Origin of the sequence: Brevundimonas sp. UBA2416, assembly GCF_002343105.1 — a bacterium.
Lineage (GTDB): Bacteria > Pseudomonadota > Alphaproteobacteria > Caulobacterales > Caulobacteraceae > Brevundimonas.
Window position 1 is genome coordinate 53055 of sequence record NZ_DDRM01000042.1, and the last position, 13328, is coordinate 66382.

General features: G+C 69.4%; 19 protein-coding genes, 1 tRNA gene and 1 pseudogene. 12 read left to right on the forward strand and 9 right to left on the reverse strand.

Annotated features, from left to right (window positions below; genetic code table 11):
- Positions 1-141, reverse strand: a 141-nt coding sequence (locus B3E43_RS13545) for a Flp family type IVb pilin (RefSeq protein WP_292030449.1), incomplete at its 3' end; no start/stop codon positions are given.
- 267 nt (positions 142-408) lie between these two features.
- Here B3E43_RS13545 and B3E43_RS13550 point away from each other — a divergent pair.
- Genes B3E43_RS13550 through B3E43_RS13560 form a run of 3 tightly spaced genes read left to right on the forward strand, consistent with a single transcriptional unit; the run spans position 409 to position 1929 of the window.
- A complete protein-coding gene (locus B3E43_RS13550; protein WP_292030361.1) occupies positions 409-828 on the forward strand; it encodes a pilus assembly protein N-terminal domain-containing protein in 420 nt (139 codons plus the stop codon).
- A 13-nt stretch (positions 829-841) separates the two neighbouring features.
- Complete coding sequence (locus tag B3E43_RS13555) at positions 842-1396, forward strand: TadE/TadG family type IV pilus assembly protein (RefSeq protein WP_292030363.1); 555 nt, start codon at positions 842-844, stop codon at positions 1394-1396.
- Positions 1393-1929 carry a TadE/TadG family type IV pilus assembly protein gene (locus B3E43_RS13560; protein WP_292030365.1) on the forward strand — a complete coding sequence of 179 codons (537 nt, stop codon included), beginning with the start codon at positions 1393-1395 and terminating at the stop codon, positions 1927-1929. Before B3E43_RS13555 ends, B3E43_RS13560 begins: the two co-directional genes overlap by 4 nt.
- Here the strand turns inward: B3E43_RS13560 and B3E43_RS13565 are convergent.
- Genes B3E43_RS13565 through B3E43_RS13585 form a run of 5 tightly spaced genes read right to left on the reverse strand, consistent with a single transcriptional unit; the run spans position 1926 to position 5564 of the window.
- Positions 1926-3227: an anthranilate synthase component I family protein gene (locus tag B3E43_RS13565; protein WP_292030367.1), complete on the reverse strand. Its 1302-nt coding sequence runs from the start codon at positions 3225-3227 to the stop codon at positions 1926-1928. The genes B3E43_RS13560 and B3E43_RS13565 overlap by 4 nt on opposite strands.
- Complete coding sequence (locus B3E43_RS13570) at positions 3224-4003, reverse strand: tyrosine-protein phosphatase (RefSeq protein ID WP_292030381.1); 780 nt, start codon at positions 4001-4003, stop codon at positions 3224-3226. Before B3E43_RS13570 ends, B3E43_RS13565 begins: the two co-directional genes overlap by 4 nt.
- 46 nt (positions 4004-4049) lie before the next feature.
- Complete coding sequence (locus tag B3E43_RS13575; protein ID WP_292030383.1) at positions 4050-4352, reverse strand: winged helix-turn-helix domain-containing protein; 303 nt, start codon at positions 4350-4352, stop codon at positions 4050-4052.
- A gap of 3 nt (positions 4353-4355) precedes the next feature.
- Positions 4356-4979: a hypothetical protein gene (locus B3E43_RS13580; RefSeq protein WP_292030384.1), complete on the reverse strand. Its 624-nt coding sequence runs from the start codon at positions 4977-4979 to the stop codon at positions 4356-4358.
- Positions 4980-4994: 15 nt separating this feature from the next.
- Positions 4995-5564: a hypothetical protein gene (locus B3E43_RS13585; protein WP_292030386.1), complete on the reverse strand. Its 570-nt coding sequence runs from the start codon at positions 5562-5564 to the stop codon at positions 4995-4997.
- A 123-nt stretch (positions 5565-5687) separates the two neighbouring features.
- Between B3E43_RS13585 and B3E43_RS13590 the strand changes: the two genes are divergently transcribed.
- Entirely contained in the window at positions 5688-6449 is a 762-nt protein-coding gene (locus tag B3E43_RS13590; RefSeq protein ID WP_292030388.1) for an SAM-dependent methyltransferase, read from the forward strand.
- Between the two features lie 6 nt (positions 6450-6455).
- On the opposite strand, the gene B3E43_RS13595 is transcribed toward B3E43_RS13590, so the two are convergent.
- From B3E43_RS13595 to tsaD, 3 genes are read right to left on the reverse strand one after another with little or no spacing between them, the layout of a single operon-like run.
- Positions 6456-6836, reverse strand: coding sequence for a Rieske (2Fe-2S) protein (locus tag B3E43_RS13595; RefSeq protein ID WP_292030390.1), 381 nt, complete (start codon positions 6834-6836; stop codon positions 6456-6458).
- Between the two features lie 6 nt (positions 6837-6842).
- Positions 6843-7841: an NAD(P)H-dependent glycerol-3-phosphate dehydrogenase gene (locus B3E43_RS13600; RefSeq protein ID WP_292030391.1), complete on the reverse strand. Its 999-nt coding sequence runs from the start codon at positions 7839-7841 to the stop codon at positions 6843-6845.
- Between the two features lie 9 nt (positions 7842-7850).
- Positions 7851-8975 carry a tRNA (adenosine(37)-N6)-threonylcarbamoyltransferase complex transferase subunit TsaD gene (gene tsaD / locus B3E43_RS13605; protein ID WP_292030393.1) on the reverse strand — a complete coding sequence of 375 codons (1125 nt, stop codon included), beginning with the start codon at positions 8973-8975 and terminating at the stop codon, positions 7851-7853.
- Positions 8976-9016: 41 nt separating this feature from the next.
- Between tsaD and hemC the strand changes: the two genes are divergently transcribed.
- From hemC to B3E43_RS13640, 8 genes and pseudogenes are all read left to right on the forward strand, one after another.
- Positions 9017-9967 (forward strand): hydroxymethylbilane synthase, encoded by a 951-nt coding sequence (hemC, locus tag B3E43_RS13610; protein ID WP_292030395.1) that lies wholly within the window; start codon positions 9017-9019, stop codon positions 9965-9967.
- Between the two features lie 5 nt (positions 9968-9972).
- Positions 9973-10644, forward strand: a complete 672-nt coding sequence (locus B3E43_RS13615) for a uroporphyrinogen-III synthase (protein ID WP_292030451.1) — start codon at positions 9973-9975, stop codon at positions 10642-10644.
- 42 nt (positions 10645-10686) lie between these two features.
- Positions 10687-10762, forward strand: a tRNA-Thr gene (locus tag B3E43_RS13620).
- 88 nt (positions 10763-10850) lie between these two features.
- Positions 10851-11000: pseudogene (locus tag B3E43_RS16255) on the forward strand (helix-turn-helix domain-containing protein); the annotation flags it as partial.
- Between the two features lie 112 nt (positions 11001-11112).
- Positions 11113-11373, forward strand: coding sequence for a hypothetical protein (locus B3E43_RS13625; RefSeq protein ID WP_292030397.1), 261 nt, complete (start codon positions 11113-11115; stop codon positions 11371-11373).
- 159 nt (positions 11374-11532) lie between these two features.
- Positions 11533-11985: a hypothetical protein gene (locus tag B3E43_RS13630; protein ID WP_292030398.1), complete on the forward strand. Its 453-nt coding sequence runs from the start codon at positions 11533-11535 to the stop codon at positions 11983-11985.
- Between the two features lie 57 nt (positions 11986-12042).
- Positions 12043-12492: a hypothetical protein gene (locus tag B3E43_RS13635; RefSeq protein WP_292030400.1), complete on the forward strand. Its 450-nt coding sequence runs from the start codon at positions 12043-12045 to the stop codon at positions 12490-12492.
- A 56-nt stretch (positions 12493-12548) separates the two neighbouring features.
- Positions 12549-13328: S-adenosylmethionine synthetase N-terminal domain-containing protein (locus B3E43_RS13640; protein ID WP_292030403.1), on the forward strand; the 780-nt coding region annotated here is incomplete at its 3' end.

The window sequence follows — 13328 nt, forward strand, 5'->3', positions numbered from 1 at the left end:
GTTGAACTTGGTCTTGATGGTCGTACCCAGGGCCGTCACGGCCGAGATGATGACGACGGCGATGAGCGCGGCGATCAGGCCGTACTCAATAGCCGTGGCGCCCGACTCGTCGGACATGAACTTCGAAACGAACTTGGTCATGACTGAAATCCTTCTGTGTTTAAGCGAGCGATCGTTGACACCAACAGGGTCATCGGCTTGTGCCCGCTTGACCCCCTCTTGCACGATCATCCTGCACCTCCCGGATTAAGGGCGAGTAAAACAGCGATAGGTCAGCGCGATTTCTTTATTGACGTGGCGTTTACTATGATTTCCGCCGCGATTGCATGATTTCAGACTTTCTTGAGGTTTGCGGGGCAGTGTCGCGAGACGCTCACGCGCGCGCCCTGTTCACTGGAAGTCGACGCCATGACCCGATCCGCCTCCCCTTTCCGTCTCGTCGCCGTTCTGGCCTCGGCCGCGGTCCTGTTCGCGCCGGCCATCGGGACGGCCCAGTCGGCCAGTCTGAATGTCGAGATCGATCAGACCCAGCGGGTCCAGCTGCGCGGTCCCGCCGGCTCGGTCATCGTCGGCAACCCCGCCATCGCCGATGTGACGGTGGTGGACGCCAACACCCTCTACATCACCGGCAAGGGCAACGGGGTCACCGAGATCGTGGCGGTCGACACGATCGGTCGCACGGTGTTCCAGAGCCAGATCGTGGTGACCGACGGCGCGGGCGTGGGCCGTGTCCGGGTCTGGCGCGGCGGCCAGGCCACCGAGATGGCGTGCGCCTCGTCATGCTCGCCCTCCCTTCGCGGGACCAGCGGCGCCGCGCCGACGCCCTGAGGAAATCGGGCCGGTGCCTTCCCGCTCCTCTCATCAGCCCCGAAGACGGTCTCGCGCGCGCTTCGCCCGACGCCTGATCCGCTCGACCGACGGCTCGGCCGCGGTCGAGTTCGGCATGGTCGCCCTGCCCTTCATCCTGATGATGTTCGCCATCCTCGAGCTCGGCATCGTCTTCGTGACCGATTCCGTTCTTGAGAACGCCACCATCGAGACCGGACGGCTGGTGCGCACCGGCCAGGCCAGCGCCCAGTCTATGACGGCGGCCACGTTCAAGACGTCTTTGTGCGCCCGGATGAGCGTCTTCGCCGCCGACTGCAACAGCCGCGCCACCGTCGATGTCCGGGTGATCCCGCAGTTCGCCACCACCCCGCCCGACCCCATGGCCGGCGGCACGTTCAACAATGGCGTCCTGACCTACAACAACGGCGCGCCCGGCGACCTGGTCCTGGTGCGGGTCTGGTATCGCCAGCCGCTGCTGACGACCTTCCTGGCCCAGGGTCTGTCGCGCATGAACGACGGCGCCGCCATGCTGACCGCGACCACCGCCTTCCGGAATGAACCGGCATGATGCGGCGGGGCGTATTCTCGCGGCTCGGTCGCGACGAGCGGGGCGTTTCGGCGGTCGAGTTCGCCCTGCTCGCCCCGGTGCTGATCGCCTTCTATTTCGGCATGGCCGAATTCTGCCAGGGCTTCATGGCCCAGAAGCGGATGGGCCACGTCTCGGCCATGGTCGCGGATCTGGTAGCCCAGGAAGACACGGTCGCGATCGCGAACCTGGACGACATCTTCGACATCGGCGGTCTGATCATGAAGCCGTTCCCGACCGCCGCCCTGAAACAGCGGGTCAGCAGCGTCACCCGCACATCCGGCGTCGCACGGGTCGACTGGAGCCGTGGCGACGGCATGGCCGCCCGGGCCGTCAACTCCACCATCACCCTGCCCACCGATCTGATCGCCAACGGCGAGAGCGTCATCGTGTCGGAAGCGACCTATGACTACGATTCTCCGGTCGACTATTTCATGCCCGGCATCACGCAGTTCTCGCACATCTATTATCTGCGCCCGCGGACGGTCGATAAAACCCTCTGCTCGAACTGCTAGAGCCCGGTCAGGGCTTCCCTCAATGCCCTGATCTTGGCCTCGGTCTCCGCCAGCTCCGCGGCCGGATCGCTGTCCGCGACGATGCCCGCACCGGCCAGGGTGCGGAAGCGCCAACGCCCCTTCGCCCGTTCGAACGAGGCCGTCCGGATCAGCACCGAGGCCGTCAGCCGGCCATCATCCTCGATATGGAACAGACTGCCGCACCAGGGTCCGCGGGGCGGCTCATGCCCGGCGATCACCTTCATCGCCTCATGCTTGGGCGCGCCGGTGATGGAGCCCGGCGGGAAAGTCGCCTCGAGCAGGTCCGCCGGTCCGACGCCCGGGCGAGCCAGCCCCTCGACCGTCGAAACCAGATGGTGGACGGTCGGATGGCTCTCGACCTCGAACAGGGTCGAAACGGCAACCGTGCCCGGCTCGGCGACGCGGGACAGGTCATTGCGCATCAGATCGACGATCATCAGGTTCTCGGCCTGATCCTTGGCGCTGGCCCGTAGCTCGTCGGCCAGGGCGGCGTCGCGAACGGGATCAGGATCGCGCGGACGGGTGCCCTTGATCGGCCGGCTCTCGATCCGGCGGCTGTCCGGATCGAAGGTCAGGAACAGTTCGGGCGAATTGGACACCACGGCGCGGTCGCCCAGCCTCCAGAAGGCGCCATAGGCTGCGGCCCGGTCCGCCAACCTGAGCATGATGTCAAAGGGGTCGACGCCGGAACCCAGCTCACCGGCCCAGGCCCGGGCGATATTGGCCTGATAGAGCTGTCCTGCGCCAATCCGTGACACGACATCGGCGACAGCCGCGAGATAGGTCTCCGGCGGCGCTTCTGCGGTGAAGGCATCGGCGGGCGCCGGCGAGCGGGCCGGATCGACCGCGGCGGCGAGCCAGTGTTCGGCGCTGTCGGCGGCGGCGCGGGCGGCGTCCGGATCCTCGCCCCGGCCGATCACGCGGACCGTCCTGCCCTGATGGTCGAAGGCCAGCATGGCCGGGTAGCGGGCCAGCATCAGGTCCGGCCAGACGGGCTCACGCGAACCGGTCGCGGCGCGGGCTCCGGCGTCATAGGCGATCAGGCCGACCACCCCGGCGGAGAAGTCGGCGCTTCGCAACAGGTCGAGCGAACCGCCCTGCCCGGTATCTCCCACATGGACCCGGTCCGGCCCGGCGGCGACGAACGACCATCGGCCCAGAGCGCCGCCGTCTGACAACAGGGCCAGCGGTCCCTCCAGGTGGCGCAGGCCCGCAGCGACCGCCAGCGGGCTGCGCCAGGGCCGCTCGCGGACCTCGAGGGATCGCGCCGGGGTCACGCTGCCAGCCGCGCGCCGATCCGGTCGCGCAGGGCCGTATCGACCCCGAGCGCCTGCTCCAGATAGGCGTCGATCGATCCGTGAAGCGTCGCGATCTCCGCCAGGGCGGTGTCCAGATAGACGGGCTCAACCCCTAGAAAGGCGACCACGGCGTCATGGGACGCGGCCCGGCCGGTCATGGCCTGAAGCTGACGGGCGATGCCGGGCGCCCGGCCTGCCAGATCGACGGCCGTATTGGTCAGCAGGTAGTCCGCGACCATGTCGTCTTTATGCACGCCGAGCAGGTGGTGGGTCAGGGCGGCGAGCAGGCCCGTACGGTCCTTGCCCGCTGCGCAGTGGATCAGCACCGGGCCGTCCGCATCGCCCAGCGCCCGGAAATAGCGCGCGAACAGGTCGAGATGCGACGGCTCAAACGCCAGCCGCCGGTAGGTGTCGGTCATGAACCGCCGGCCGGAATCCGGCGTCAGGTCGGCTGTCCGCAGGAAGGTGATATGCGGCGCCTCGCCGCCGTCGTCATGAGCGCTGTCGATCACCGCGCCCGAGAACCCGGGCGGCCGTTTCGAGGGCTGGTCGCGGCGCTCCGATGGCCGGCGCAGGTCGACCACCGTGGTGATCGCCAGCGCGCCGAGGCGCTCCAGATCGGCCTCGCTGGCCCGCGCCTGATGGCCGGACCGGAACAGCCGGCCGGGCGCGATCCTTCGCCCGGCCGCGGTGGCGTAGTCGCCGTAGTCGCGGAAATTGTCGAGGGCGTCGAAGCGGTGAATGCGGCCGGTCATTCGCCCTGTCTAGACGACCATCCCGATGCGAACCACCGCCGCGCGGTCACGCCTTGCCGACGAGCCCCTGCATGGCGTCGAGATAGGCGACGAACGCCTTGCGCCCGACGGGCGTCATCGTGGCCTCGGTCAGGGGTTTGCGGCCCTCGAACCGTTTGGTCACAGCGACGAAGCCGGCGTCCTCCAGCTTGCGCAGGTGCACCGACAGATTGCCGTCCGTGGTCTGCAGCCGCGCCTTCAGGGTGTTGAAATCCGCGCTTTCGACGCCCGACAGCACGGCCATGATCCCCAGACGCACCCGGCCGTGGATGACCTCGTCGATGCGGTTGATGTCGAACTCATCCGTCATGCGTCAGGCCCGCGCCTGCCGCATCAGCATCCAGCCGGGCAGGGCCATCAGCAGGAACAGGGCGCCGGCGTAGGCCAGATACTGGGCCTCCTGGTCCGCCAGTGACGCCAGAAGTGGCGCTGCGACAAACGATCCGGCTGCCAGCCACCAAAGAACCCGACTCCGGTACATCGTTGCGCTGACCGCCCAGCCGATGCCGTAGAACACCATGATGACCGACGGCGTCAGGGCCAGGGCCAGCATCGCCGCATCCTCGCCAAGACGGAAGCCGAGCACAGCCAGAGAGGCGAACAGGGCGAAAATGCCCCAGCCGAGCGCGCTCCAGGTCGTGCTGGACGCCCGGTTCCCCGCCGTGACCACGCCGGCTTTTCGCTTCAGGCCCGTGATCACGACGGCAAGGACCACGAAGAACAGGCCGGTCGCGATCAACCAGATGAGTCCATCGGCGAGGACCGGAACATCGATCAGGCCGCTGATCTGGGCCCAGTAGAACAGGCTGGCGGAGCCGAAGATCAGGCCCGCGAACATGAGGATCGAGGCGCCCTGCATGGGCGCGCCGGCCCCTTCCTCGGCGAGGCGGCGCATCCAGGCGATGTCGGCGGCGGGGTCTTCGTTGTGATCGGTCATGGGGTCAGCGTCCTTTCAGAGTCGGCGGCCGAGGGCCAGCCACAGGCCCGGCAGTAGAGCCGCCAGCGCAAGCGTCGCGGCCTGGATCAGATACTGGTCCGGCGTTCCAAACAACATCGCCGCGCCCGCCGCGCCGCCGAGGGCGACGAGGAAAAGCACGCCCATGTTGCGCGTTTCGGTGCGGATGGCCGCTATGGCCCAGGCGACGGCGTAAAGGGCCAGGCCGGCGACCGCGTTCCAGCGCATCAGGCCCCAGTCGCCGGCTGCGTTCGAGATCGCCGCAAGGGCCAGGGCGACGCCCACGTGTGCCAGGATGAAGGCGCGCGACCAACCGGCGGCGACGCGTGCAGCCTCGCCGCCATTGCGCCGAAGCCGGACCAGGCCGGTCAGGAAGATGGCGACGGCCGCAGCCCAGCTGAGGCCCAGCGTCGCCGGATGAAGGTCGATGGCGCCGCTGAGAATGGCCCATTGATAGAGGTGGGCGGCGCCGAAGACGGACCCGGCCAGCAGCAGCAGGCGGCCGGCGGAGACGGCGACGCACGCGTCGGAGCGCGGCGTGTCGAAAGTGAAGGCGGCTGCGGTCATGGTTGAATCTCCGTGTGCAGCCTCCCCATGCCACACGTACTTTGCATTGTAAAGTACTTCGTTTGAACTGACTGAGCCACCTGGAGGCCTTGCCCGGCTGGTCGTGACGGGAGACAAGCCGGCATGTCCACCCGCTCCCCCATGAGTTTCCAGCGCATCGCCTATGAGGTCCGCGAGGTCTGCAACGGTGTCGAGCTGGCCGCGATCGAGGCCGCCGTCGCACGCACAGGGCTCGGCGCGGACGCCACGGCGATCGACATCGGCACCGGCAATGCCACGGTGGCCATCCGGCTGGCGCAACGCTTCGGCCTGACGGTCGCGGCCGTCGAGCTGGATCCCGTCATGGCGGAACTGGCCCGGAGCCGGATCGAGGCGGCGGGCGCCGGGGACCGGGTCTCCCTGACTGTCGCTCGCGCAGCCGAAATGCTGGCGCGGACGGAACCCGTCGATCTGATCGTGGCGCTGGGGACCACCGATGTCAGCGGCGAGGGCCGGCCGACGCCTGAGGCCGGCTTCCTCGCCGTGCGGCGGAGCCTGAAGCCCGGCGGCTGGCTGGTGTGGGGCGATGTCGTCTGGCTGGCGGAGCCGCCTGCCCCCCTACGCCAGATCACCGAGGCCACCAACCTCTATACCGACGACGCCGGCTGGCGCGCGGCGGCCGTGGCGGCCGGATTCGAGGTCATCGACAGCCGGATTTCGCCGCAGGATGTGTTCGACGCCTATGCCGGCGACTCGGTCGCCGCCGCCCGCGCCTGGGTGGATGCCCATCCCGAGGCCCCGGAAGCGGGCTCGATCCGCTTCAACGCCGACCGTGTGCAGGCCATCATGGAGTTCGGCCGCGACTATATCGGCTTCGGCCTCTATCTGCTGCACAACCCGGACTGACCGGCGTCAGGCTGTGCGGATGATCCCGCCCGAGGCCGCGACCGGCCATGGCGTCAGTCTGGCCCCGGCACAGGGACCGCCCACGCAGGCGCCCGAAAGCGGCTCGAAGACCGCCCCGTGCCAGCCGCACAGGATCAGCGACCCGTCGGGGATCAGATATTTGTCCAGCTCGACCGCCAGCGGAAACCCCTGGTGGGGGCAGCGATCGACATAGCCCGCGACCTGCCCGGCCTTGCGCACGACAAAGCCGTGGAAGAAGGCCTCGCCGATCTGCAGAACAAAGCCGCGCGAGCCGGGATCGGCGATGTCGGCCTCGGCGCAGAGGGCGACGCCGGGCGGCGTGGTCCAGACGCGTTTGCGTTCGCTGGTCGGCGGGGTCTCGTCCATCCGAAGCTAGTGCCGTTCGGCCTTGAGCGGGCGGGACAGCAGATTGTCGATCACCGCCTCGACCGTGGTCTCGCCGCTCAGCAGGGCCGCGACCGCCAGCGAGATCGGCATGTCGACGCCCATCTTCGCCGCCAGCTCACGCACCGCCGGCGCGCTCTCATAGCCCTCGGCCACCGACCGTTTGCCCGCCAGCGCCTCCTCCACCGTCTGGCCCTGCCCGAGGGCCAGACCCAGGCTCATGTTGCGCGACTGGGGGCTGGAGCAGGTCAGCACCAGATCGCCGAGCCCGCACAGGCCGGCCACCGTCTCGGCCTGACCGCCGAGGGCGACGCCCATCCGGGTCATCTCGGCGAAGCCGCGGGTGATCAGGGCGGCATGGGCGCTGCGGCCGAGACCCCGCCCCTCGGCCATGCCGCAGGCGATGGCCAGAACATTCTTGATCGCCCCACCGACCTCGGCGCCGATCAGATCGGTGGCCAGATAGGGCCGGAAGCCCGGCGCGGACAGGGTCCACATCAGCTCCTCGCCCAGCGCCTCGTCGGCGCAGGCCAGGGTGACGGCGCTGGGCAGGCCGCGCGCCACCTCGCCGGCGAAACTGGGCCCGGACAGGACCGCGGCCGGGGCGGCCGGCAAGGTCTCGGCCAGCACGTCGGTCATCAGTTTCAGGGAACCCCGCTCGATCCCCTTGGAGCAGAGGATCACTGGCACGCCGGGGCGATGGTGGTCGGCGAAGGCCGCAAGCGTCGACCGCATATGCTGGGCCGGCGGCACGGCGAGGATCAGGTCACAGGCGCCGAGGTCGGCCAGTTCGGACGTCACCGACACATGGTCGTCCAGCGTGATGCCGGGCAGGAAGGCTTCGTTGACGCGGCGGGCGCGGATGCTCTCGACCACCTCGGGCTCGCGGGCCTGCAACAGGACGTCGAGCCCGGCCCAGCCGGCGACCTGGGCCAGGGCCGTACCCCAGGCGCCGGCGCCGATCACTCCCGCGGTCTTGAACTGCATGCGTCGTCCCTAAGCCTTGGCGCCCTTGCGGCCCGGCGCATGCGTCGGATCGTTGAGCGCGCTGTATTCGTCGAGCGGCCAGCGCGGCCGGGCGGCGGTGTCGATGTCCGACACCAGACCCTTGCGCAACCGCTCCGCCCCCGCCAGTGCGATCATCGCCGCATTGTCGGTGCAGTAGGCCATGGGCGGGGCCAGAAAGGCGAATCCGTTTTTCTCCGCGGTTGACTGGAGGGTCGCCCGTACCGTCCGGTTCGCCGCCACGCCGCCCGCCACGACAAACAGCCGATGGGGGTGCTCTTCCGCATAGGCCTTGAGCGCCCGGTCCGAGCGTTCGCTGAGCTGGCGGGCGATAGCAGTCTGGACGGCGTCGGCGAGGTCGGCGCGCTGCTGATCCGTCTCGCAGGCCTGGGCCAGCCGGGCCGCCGCGGTCTTGAGCCCGGAGAACGAGAAGTCGCAGTCCTTGCGGCCCAGCAGGGCGCGGGGCAGGTCGAAGCGCGAACCGTCGCCGGTCTCCGCCAGCCTCTCCAGCGCAGGGCCGCCCGGGTAGCCGAGACCCAAGGCCTTGGCGATCTTGTCGAAGGCCTCGCCCGCCGCATCGTCGATGGTCGTGCCGAGCCGGGTCATATCGCCGACGCCGCGCACTTCCAGCAACTGGCAGTGGCCGCCCGAGACCAGCAGCAGAAGGAACGGATAATCGACCGGCTGGCCGAGCCGCGCCGAGACCGCATGACCCTCCAGATGGTTGACGGCGATCAGCGGCAGGCCCCGCGCCAGGGCGACCGCCTTGCCGAAACTCAGCCCGACCATGACGCCGCCGACCAGTCCCGGCCCGGCGGTGGCGGCAACGCCGTCCAGGGCGTCATAGCCGAGCCCCGCCTCGTCCATGGCCAGCCGGACGACGCCGTCGATCATCTCGACATGGCTGCGGGCCGCGATCTCGGGCACGACGCCGCCATAGGCCGCGTGATCGTCAATCTGGCTGTGCACCACCGAGGACAGGACCGTCGCCTCGCCCTCCGGCGACAGGCGCACCACCGAGGCGGCGGTCTCGTCGCAGCTGGTCTCGAGGCCGAGCACGGTGAGCGGACCGGTTGCCCGGCTCCCGTCGCTGCTATAGTCGGCGGACCTCTTCATCGGGTCGAGGTAGCGACCCAGTCCTCCCGGCGCAACGACTCATGGCCCCTCTCGTCCGCATCGGCACGCGCCGCTCGAAACTGGCCCTGACCCAGTCGGGCATGATGCAGCGCGCCATCGGCCGGGCCCTGGGCGTCGCCGACGCCGACCTTCTCGAGGCCGTCCCCCTCGTGGAGATCGTCACCACGGGCGACCGGGTGCAGGACCGCCGGCTGATGGAGATCGGCGGCAAGGCCCTGTTCACGAAAGAGATCGAGGAGGCGCTGCTCGCGGGCCGTGTCGATGTCGCCGTCCATTCCATGAAGGACGTCCCGGCCGACCAGCCTGACGGCCTCTGCATCGCCGCCGTCCCGCTGCGCGAGGACGCCCGCGACGCCTTCGTCAGCGAAGCGTTCGCCGCCTTCGCCGACCTGCCGCAAGGCGCCCGGCTGGGCACCGCATCCTTGCGACGTCAGGCCCAGGCGCTGGCGCTGCGGCCCGACCTGACCATCGAGATGCTGCGCGGCAATGTCGACACCCGGCTGCGCAAGCTGGCCGAGGGCGAGTTCGACGCCATCCTGCTGGCCGTGTCGGGATTGAACCGGCTGGGGTTCGAGGCGGTGATCCGCGAGCGGCTGTCGCTCGATGCCTTCCTGCCCGCGCCGGGACAGGGCGCCCTGGCGCTGCAAACCCGGACCGAAGACCTCGACGCGACCTGGGTCGCCGCGCTGAACGATCCGATGACGGCCCTGGCCGTGGCGGCCGAGCGCGGCGCGATGACGGCGCTGGAAGGCTCGTGCCGCACCGCGGTCGGCGCCCATGCGGAAATCGCCGAAGGCCGGCTGCGGCTGACCACCGAAATGCTGGCGCCGGACGGTTCGGCCCGTTGGCGGCGTTCGGGCGAGATCGGTGATGTCGCCGCCGCGGACGCCATGGACCAGGCCCGCGCCCTCGGCCTGCAGCTGGGCGCCGGGGTCCACGCCATGGCCGGCGACCAGCGGGTCCAGCCCTGACGACGATCCGCCGCGTCTGGGTCACGCGCGCCGAGACGGGCGCCTCGCGCACCGCCGACCGCCTGACCGCCCTCGGCTTCGAGCCGGTCGTCGTCCCCCTTCTGGCCATCCGGCCCATCCCGCAAGCCGCGCCCGACCTGTCCGGCATCGCCGCCCTCGCCTTCACCAGCGCCAACGGCGTCGCCGCCTTCGCGGCCCTGACGCCCGACCGGACGCGGCCCGCCTTCACCGTCGGCGACGCCACCGCCCAGGCCGCGCGCGCGGCGGGGTTCGAGCGGGTGGTGTCGGCGAGGGGCGATCTTGAGCGACTGGCCGCGCTGCTGATCGCCCAAGGCGCTGCGGTGGGCCCGCTGCTCGTCCCCGCTGCCCTCGAACCGGCCGGGGACCTGCCCGCCCTGTTGCGCGGCCGCGTCGAAGCGAAGGCCCTGCCTGTCTATCAGGCGGTGGAGACCGCCGCCGCCGCCCCCGCCGCCTTCGACGCCGTCCTGATCCATTCCGCCCGCGCCGCCCGCGCGCTCGCGGCCCTCGGTCCCTTTAGCGGCCAGACGGCAGTCGCCCTGTCGGCAGCGGCGGCGGAACCTCTCGGCGACCGCTCCGGCCTCAAAATCCGCCTCGCCCGGACGCCCGATGAAACCGCCCAGTTCGCGGCGCTTGGCAATCCCGCGCGCCGCGTATAAAGAGCGCCTCTCGCGCGGGCGGGCTCCATCCCCCGCGCCAAGGCCGCTTTAGCTCAGCTGGTAGAGCATCGCATTCGTAATGCGGGGGTCAGGTGTTCGAGTCACCTAAGCGGCACCATTCTTTCTTGAACCCATCGACGACCATCGGTTGATCTGGACGACCCGTCCGGAACGTCTTAGCTAGACCGCCGTACTCGGAGCGGTCGATGGCCCAGCGACTCAGCGCGCGTCAGGAAGAATGTCTGAGGCTGACCGCCTTCCTGACCGACAAGGAAATCGCCGCCCGGCTCGGTCTGTCAGAGGCCACGGTCAAGAAGCATGTCCACGAGGCATGCCGCCGCCTGGGCGTCAACCGCCGCAAGGCGGCGCTCGCGCTTCTGGAACGAAACGTACCAGACCCTACGAAAGACCCCATAGTCACGCTTGGCGCGGATGCCTCATCTGATCCGGCAGTAACGGAGTCGGACAATGGGTCATCAGAACAAGGCGCTTCCTCACTGGACGTGGGCCGATCTGGAGGCGGCGCTCGACGGGTTCAGTCCGCTGGGGCCGGACGATCCGGTGCGGGCGCATCTGATGCGCGGACTGGCGGACGACGCGGAACGGGCGAGCCCGCGCGAACTGCTGCAGCAGGTTCTGAGCGCCGGGTGGGTAATGGCGCAGGTGGGAGCCCAGAGCGGCGCCTCGGCTACCGCCCCCCGCCAAGAGGTTGGGGCCTCCGCCTCCTGATCATTCTGCTGGCGGTCGTCATGGGGGCGGTCATGGTCAAGGCCGTGGCCGACATGGTGGCCGCCTATACCGGGCAGGCCCGCGTGATCGATCGCAACACGCAGGCGGCCCCGGTCCGCTAGAGCCGGAGCCGCCCGCGGCCGGCCGGGAGTTTCCGCAATGACGCCTTTCCAGGCCTTCTATCTGTATTTCAGCCTGGTGGTTCTCGCCCTCGCCTGGCTGAGGGGCGGGCACACCGAACGGCTGGGCGTGGTGGTGATCATTGTCGCCTACCTCTCGGCCCATGCCGTGTCGCCGTGGCGCATGGACGACTTCCGGGTCGGCGAAGCAGCGACCGATGTTCTGGTCACCCTGGCCTTCGCCTGGATGGCCCTGTCGCGGGAGCGCTGGTGGCCCTTCGCGGCCACCGCCTCCATGGTGCTGGCCTTGATGGTCCATCTCGCCATGGTGCTGAGCCCCGATCTGGATGGGCGCGCCGATGTGTCGGCCAGGGCCGGCCTCGGCCTGCTGCTGATCATATCCCTGCTGGCCGGCGTGGCCGAGCGCTGGCTCGCGGGCGAGACGCCGGTCAGCCGGTCGCTCGACTGGCGCCGGCCGGCACGGGCGGCCTGAGTTGAAGCGAGCGACAGGGGCCCATAGCCGAAGTCCGCGGACGCCAGGGCGACGGCGATGACGCCGTTCCAGCTCGCCGGCTGTATATTCTGCTTCCTCGTGTTCGCGACAGTCTGGTTGAAGGGCGGCCATCCCGAACGCTTGGGCGTGACCACGATTGTCGTGGGCTGGCTGGCCTCGGTGTTCGCTTCGTCCCTGACGATCGGCGGCAAGGTCATCGGGGTCGCCCTGGTGGATATCATCCTGACCGGGACCTTTGTCTGGATGGCCCTGAGGGGCGAACGCTGGTGGCCGTTCGCCGCCGCCGCCTTCATGATCCTGACCCTGCTCGTCTATGTCGCGGTGATCCTGACGCCTGAGCTGGACCAGCGCGCCGACTACGCGGCCCGGCTGGGCCTTTTCCTGTGCGTGGTCGGCACGCTGCTGATCGGCGTGGCCGAGCGGTGGGCGGCCGGAGAACGGCCCGTCAGCGTTCAGACCGCGTGGCGGCCCCGCGCCAGACCTTGAACATATAAACATATCTTTATATGTCTGGCCGCCGTCCTGCCTCCCGGAGCTCCGCCTTGTCCCGTTCCAACTTCCTTTTCACCTCGGAAAGCGTCTCCGAGGGTCATCCCGACAAGGTCGCGGACCGGATCTCCGACACCGTCGTGGACCTGTTCCTGTCCAAGGACCCCTATGCGCGGGTGGCCTGCGAGACGCTGACGACGACCAATCTGGTCGTGCTGGCCGGCGAGATTCGTGGTCAGGGCATCATGGACGTCGACGGGCAGTGGGCCCCGGGCGTGCAGGATGAGATCGAGGCCGCCGTGCGCGCCGCGGTCCGCGACATCGGCTACGAACAGTCTGGTTTCCACTGGAACAAGTTCGAGTTCATCAACCGTCTGCACGGCCAGTCGGCCGACATCGCGGTCGGCGTCGACGCCGCCGGGAACAAGGACGAGGGCGCGGGCGACCAGGGCATCATGTTCGGCTACGCCTCGAACGAGACGCCCGAGCTGATGCCGGCGACCCTGCAGTACAGCCACAACATCCTGAAGCGCCTGGCTGAGGTCCGCCACGGCGGCGACAAGCGGCTGGAGCCCGACGCCAAGAGCCAGGTCACGATCCAGTACGAGGACGGCGTGCCGGTGCGCGCCACCTCGATCGTCCTGTCGACCCAGCACGCGCCGGGCCTGTCGTCCGCCGACGTCGCGGAGATCGTGAAGCCGCATATCCTCGCCGTCCTGCCCGAAGGCTTCACCGACGAAAGCACCGTCTGGCACATCAATCCGACCGGCATCTTCGAAATCGGCGGACCGGACGGCGACGCGGGCGTGACCGGCCGCAAGATCATCGTCGAC

Bases quoted from the DNA above. Each gene is read 5' to 3' on its own strand.
- hemC (WP_292030395.1), top strand. From the start codon at position 9,017: ATGGCCCCTCTCGTCCGCATCGGCACGCGCCGCTCGAAACTGGCCCTG.
- B3E43_RS13560 (WP_292030365.1), top strand. From the start codon at position 1,393: ATGATGCGGCGGGGCGTATTCTCGCGGCTCGGTCGCGACGAGCGGGGC.
- B3E43_RS13575 (WP_292030383.1), bottom strand. From the start codon at position 4,352: ATGACGGATGAGTTCGACATCAACCGCATCGACGAGGTCATCCACGGC.
- B3E43_RS13590 (WP_292030388.1), top strand. From the start codon at position 5,688: ATGTCCACCCGCTCCCCCATGAGTTTCCAGCGCATCGCCTATGAGGTC.
- tsaD (WP_292030393.1), bottom strand. From the start codon at position 8,975: ATGAAGAGGTCCGCCGACTATAGCAGCGACGGGAGCCGGGCAACCGGT.
- B3E43_RS13595 (WP_292030390.1), bottom strand. From the start codon at position 6,836: ATGGACGAGACCCCGCCGACCAGCGAACGCAAACGCGTCTGGACCACG.
- B3E43_RS13580 (WP_292030384.1), bottom strand. From the start codon at position 4,979: ATGACCGATCACAACGAAGACCCCGCCGCCGACATCGCCTGGATGCGC.
- B3E43_RS13635 (WP_292030400.1), top strand. From the start codon at position 12,043: ATGACGCCGTTCCAGCTCGCCGGCTGTATATTCTGCTTCCTCGTGTTC.
- B3E43_RS13550 (WP_292030361.1), top strand. From the start codon at position 409: ATGACCCGATCCGCCTCCCCTTTCCGTCTCGTCGCCGTTCTGGCCTCG.
- B3E43_RS13625 (WP_292030397.1), top strand. From the start codon at position 11,113: ATGGGTCATCAGAACAAGGCGCTTCCTCACTGGACGTGGGCCGATCTG.
- B3E43_RS13585 (WP_292030386.1), bottom strand. From the start codon at position 5,564: ATGACCGCAGCCGCCTTCACTTTCGACACGCCGCGCTCCGACGCGTGC.
- B3E43_RS13570 (WP_292030381.1), bottom strand. From the start codon at position 4,003: ATGACCGGCCGCATTCACCGCTTCGACGCCCTCGACAATTTCCGCGAC.
- B3E43_RS13630 (WP_292030398.1), top strand. From the start codon at position 11,533: ATGACGCCTTTCCAGGCCTTCTATCTGTATTTCAGCCTGGTGGTTCTC.
- B3E43_RS13600 (WP_292030391.1), bottom strand. From the start codon at position 7,841: ATGCAGTTCAAGACCGCGGGAGTGATCGGCGCCGGCGCCTGGGGTACG.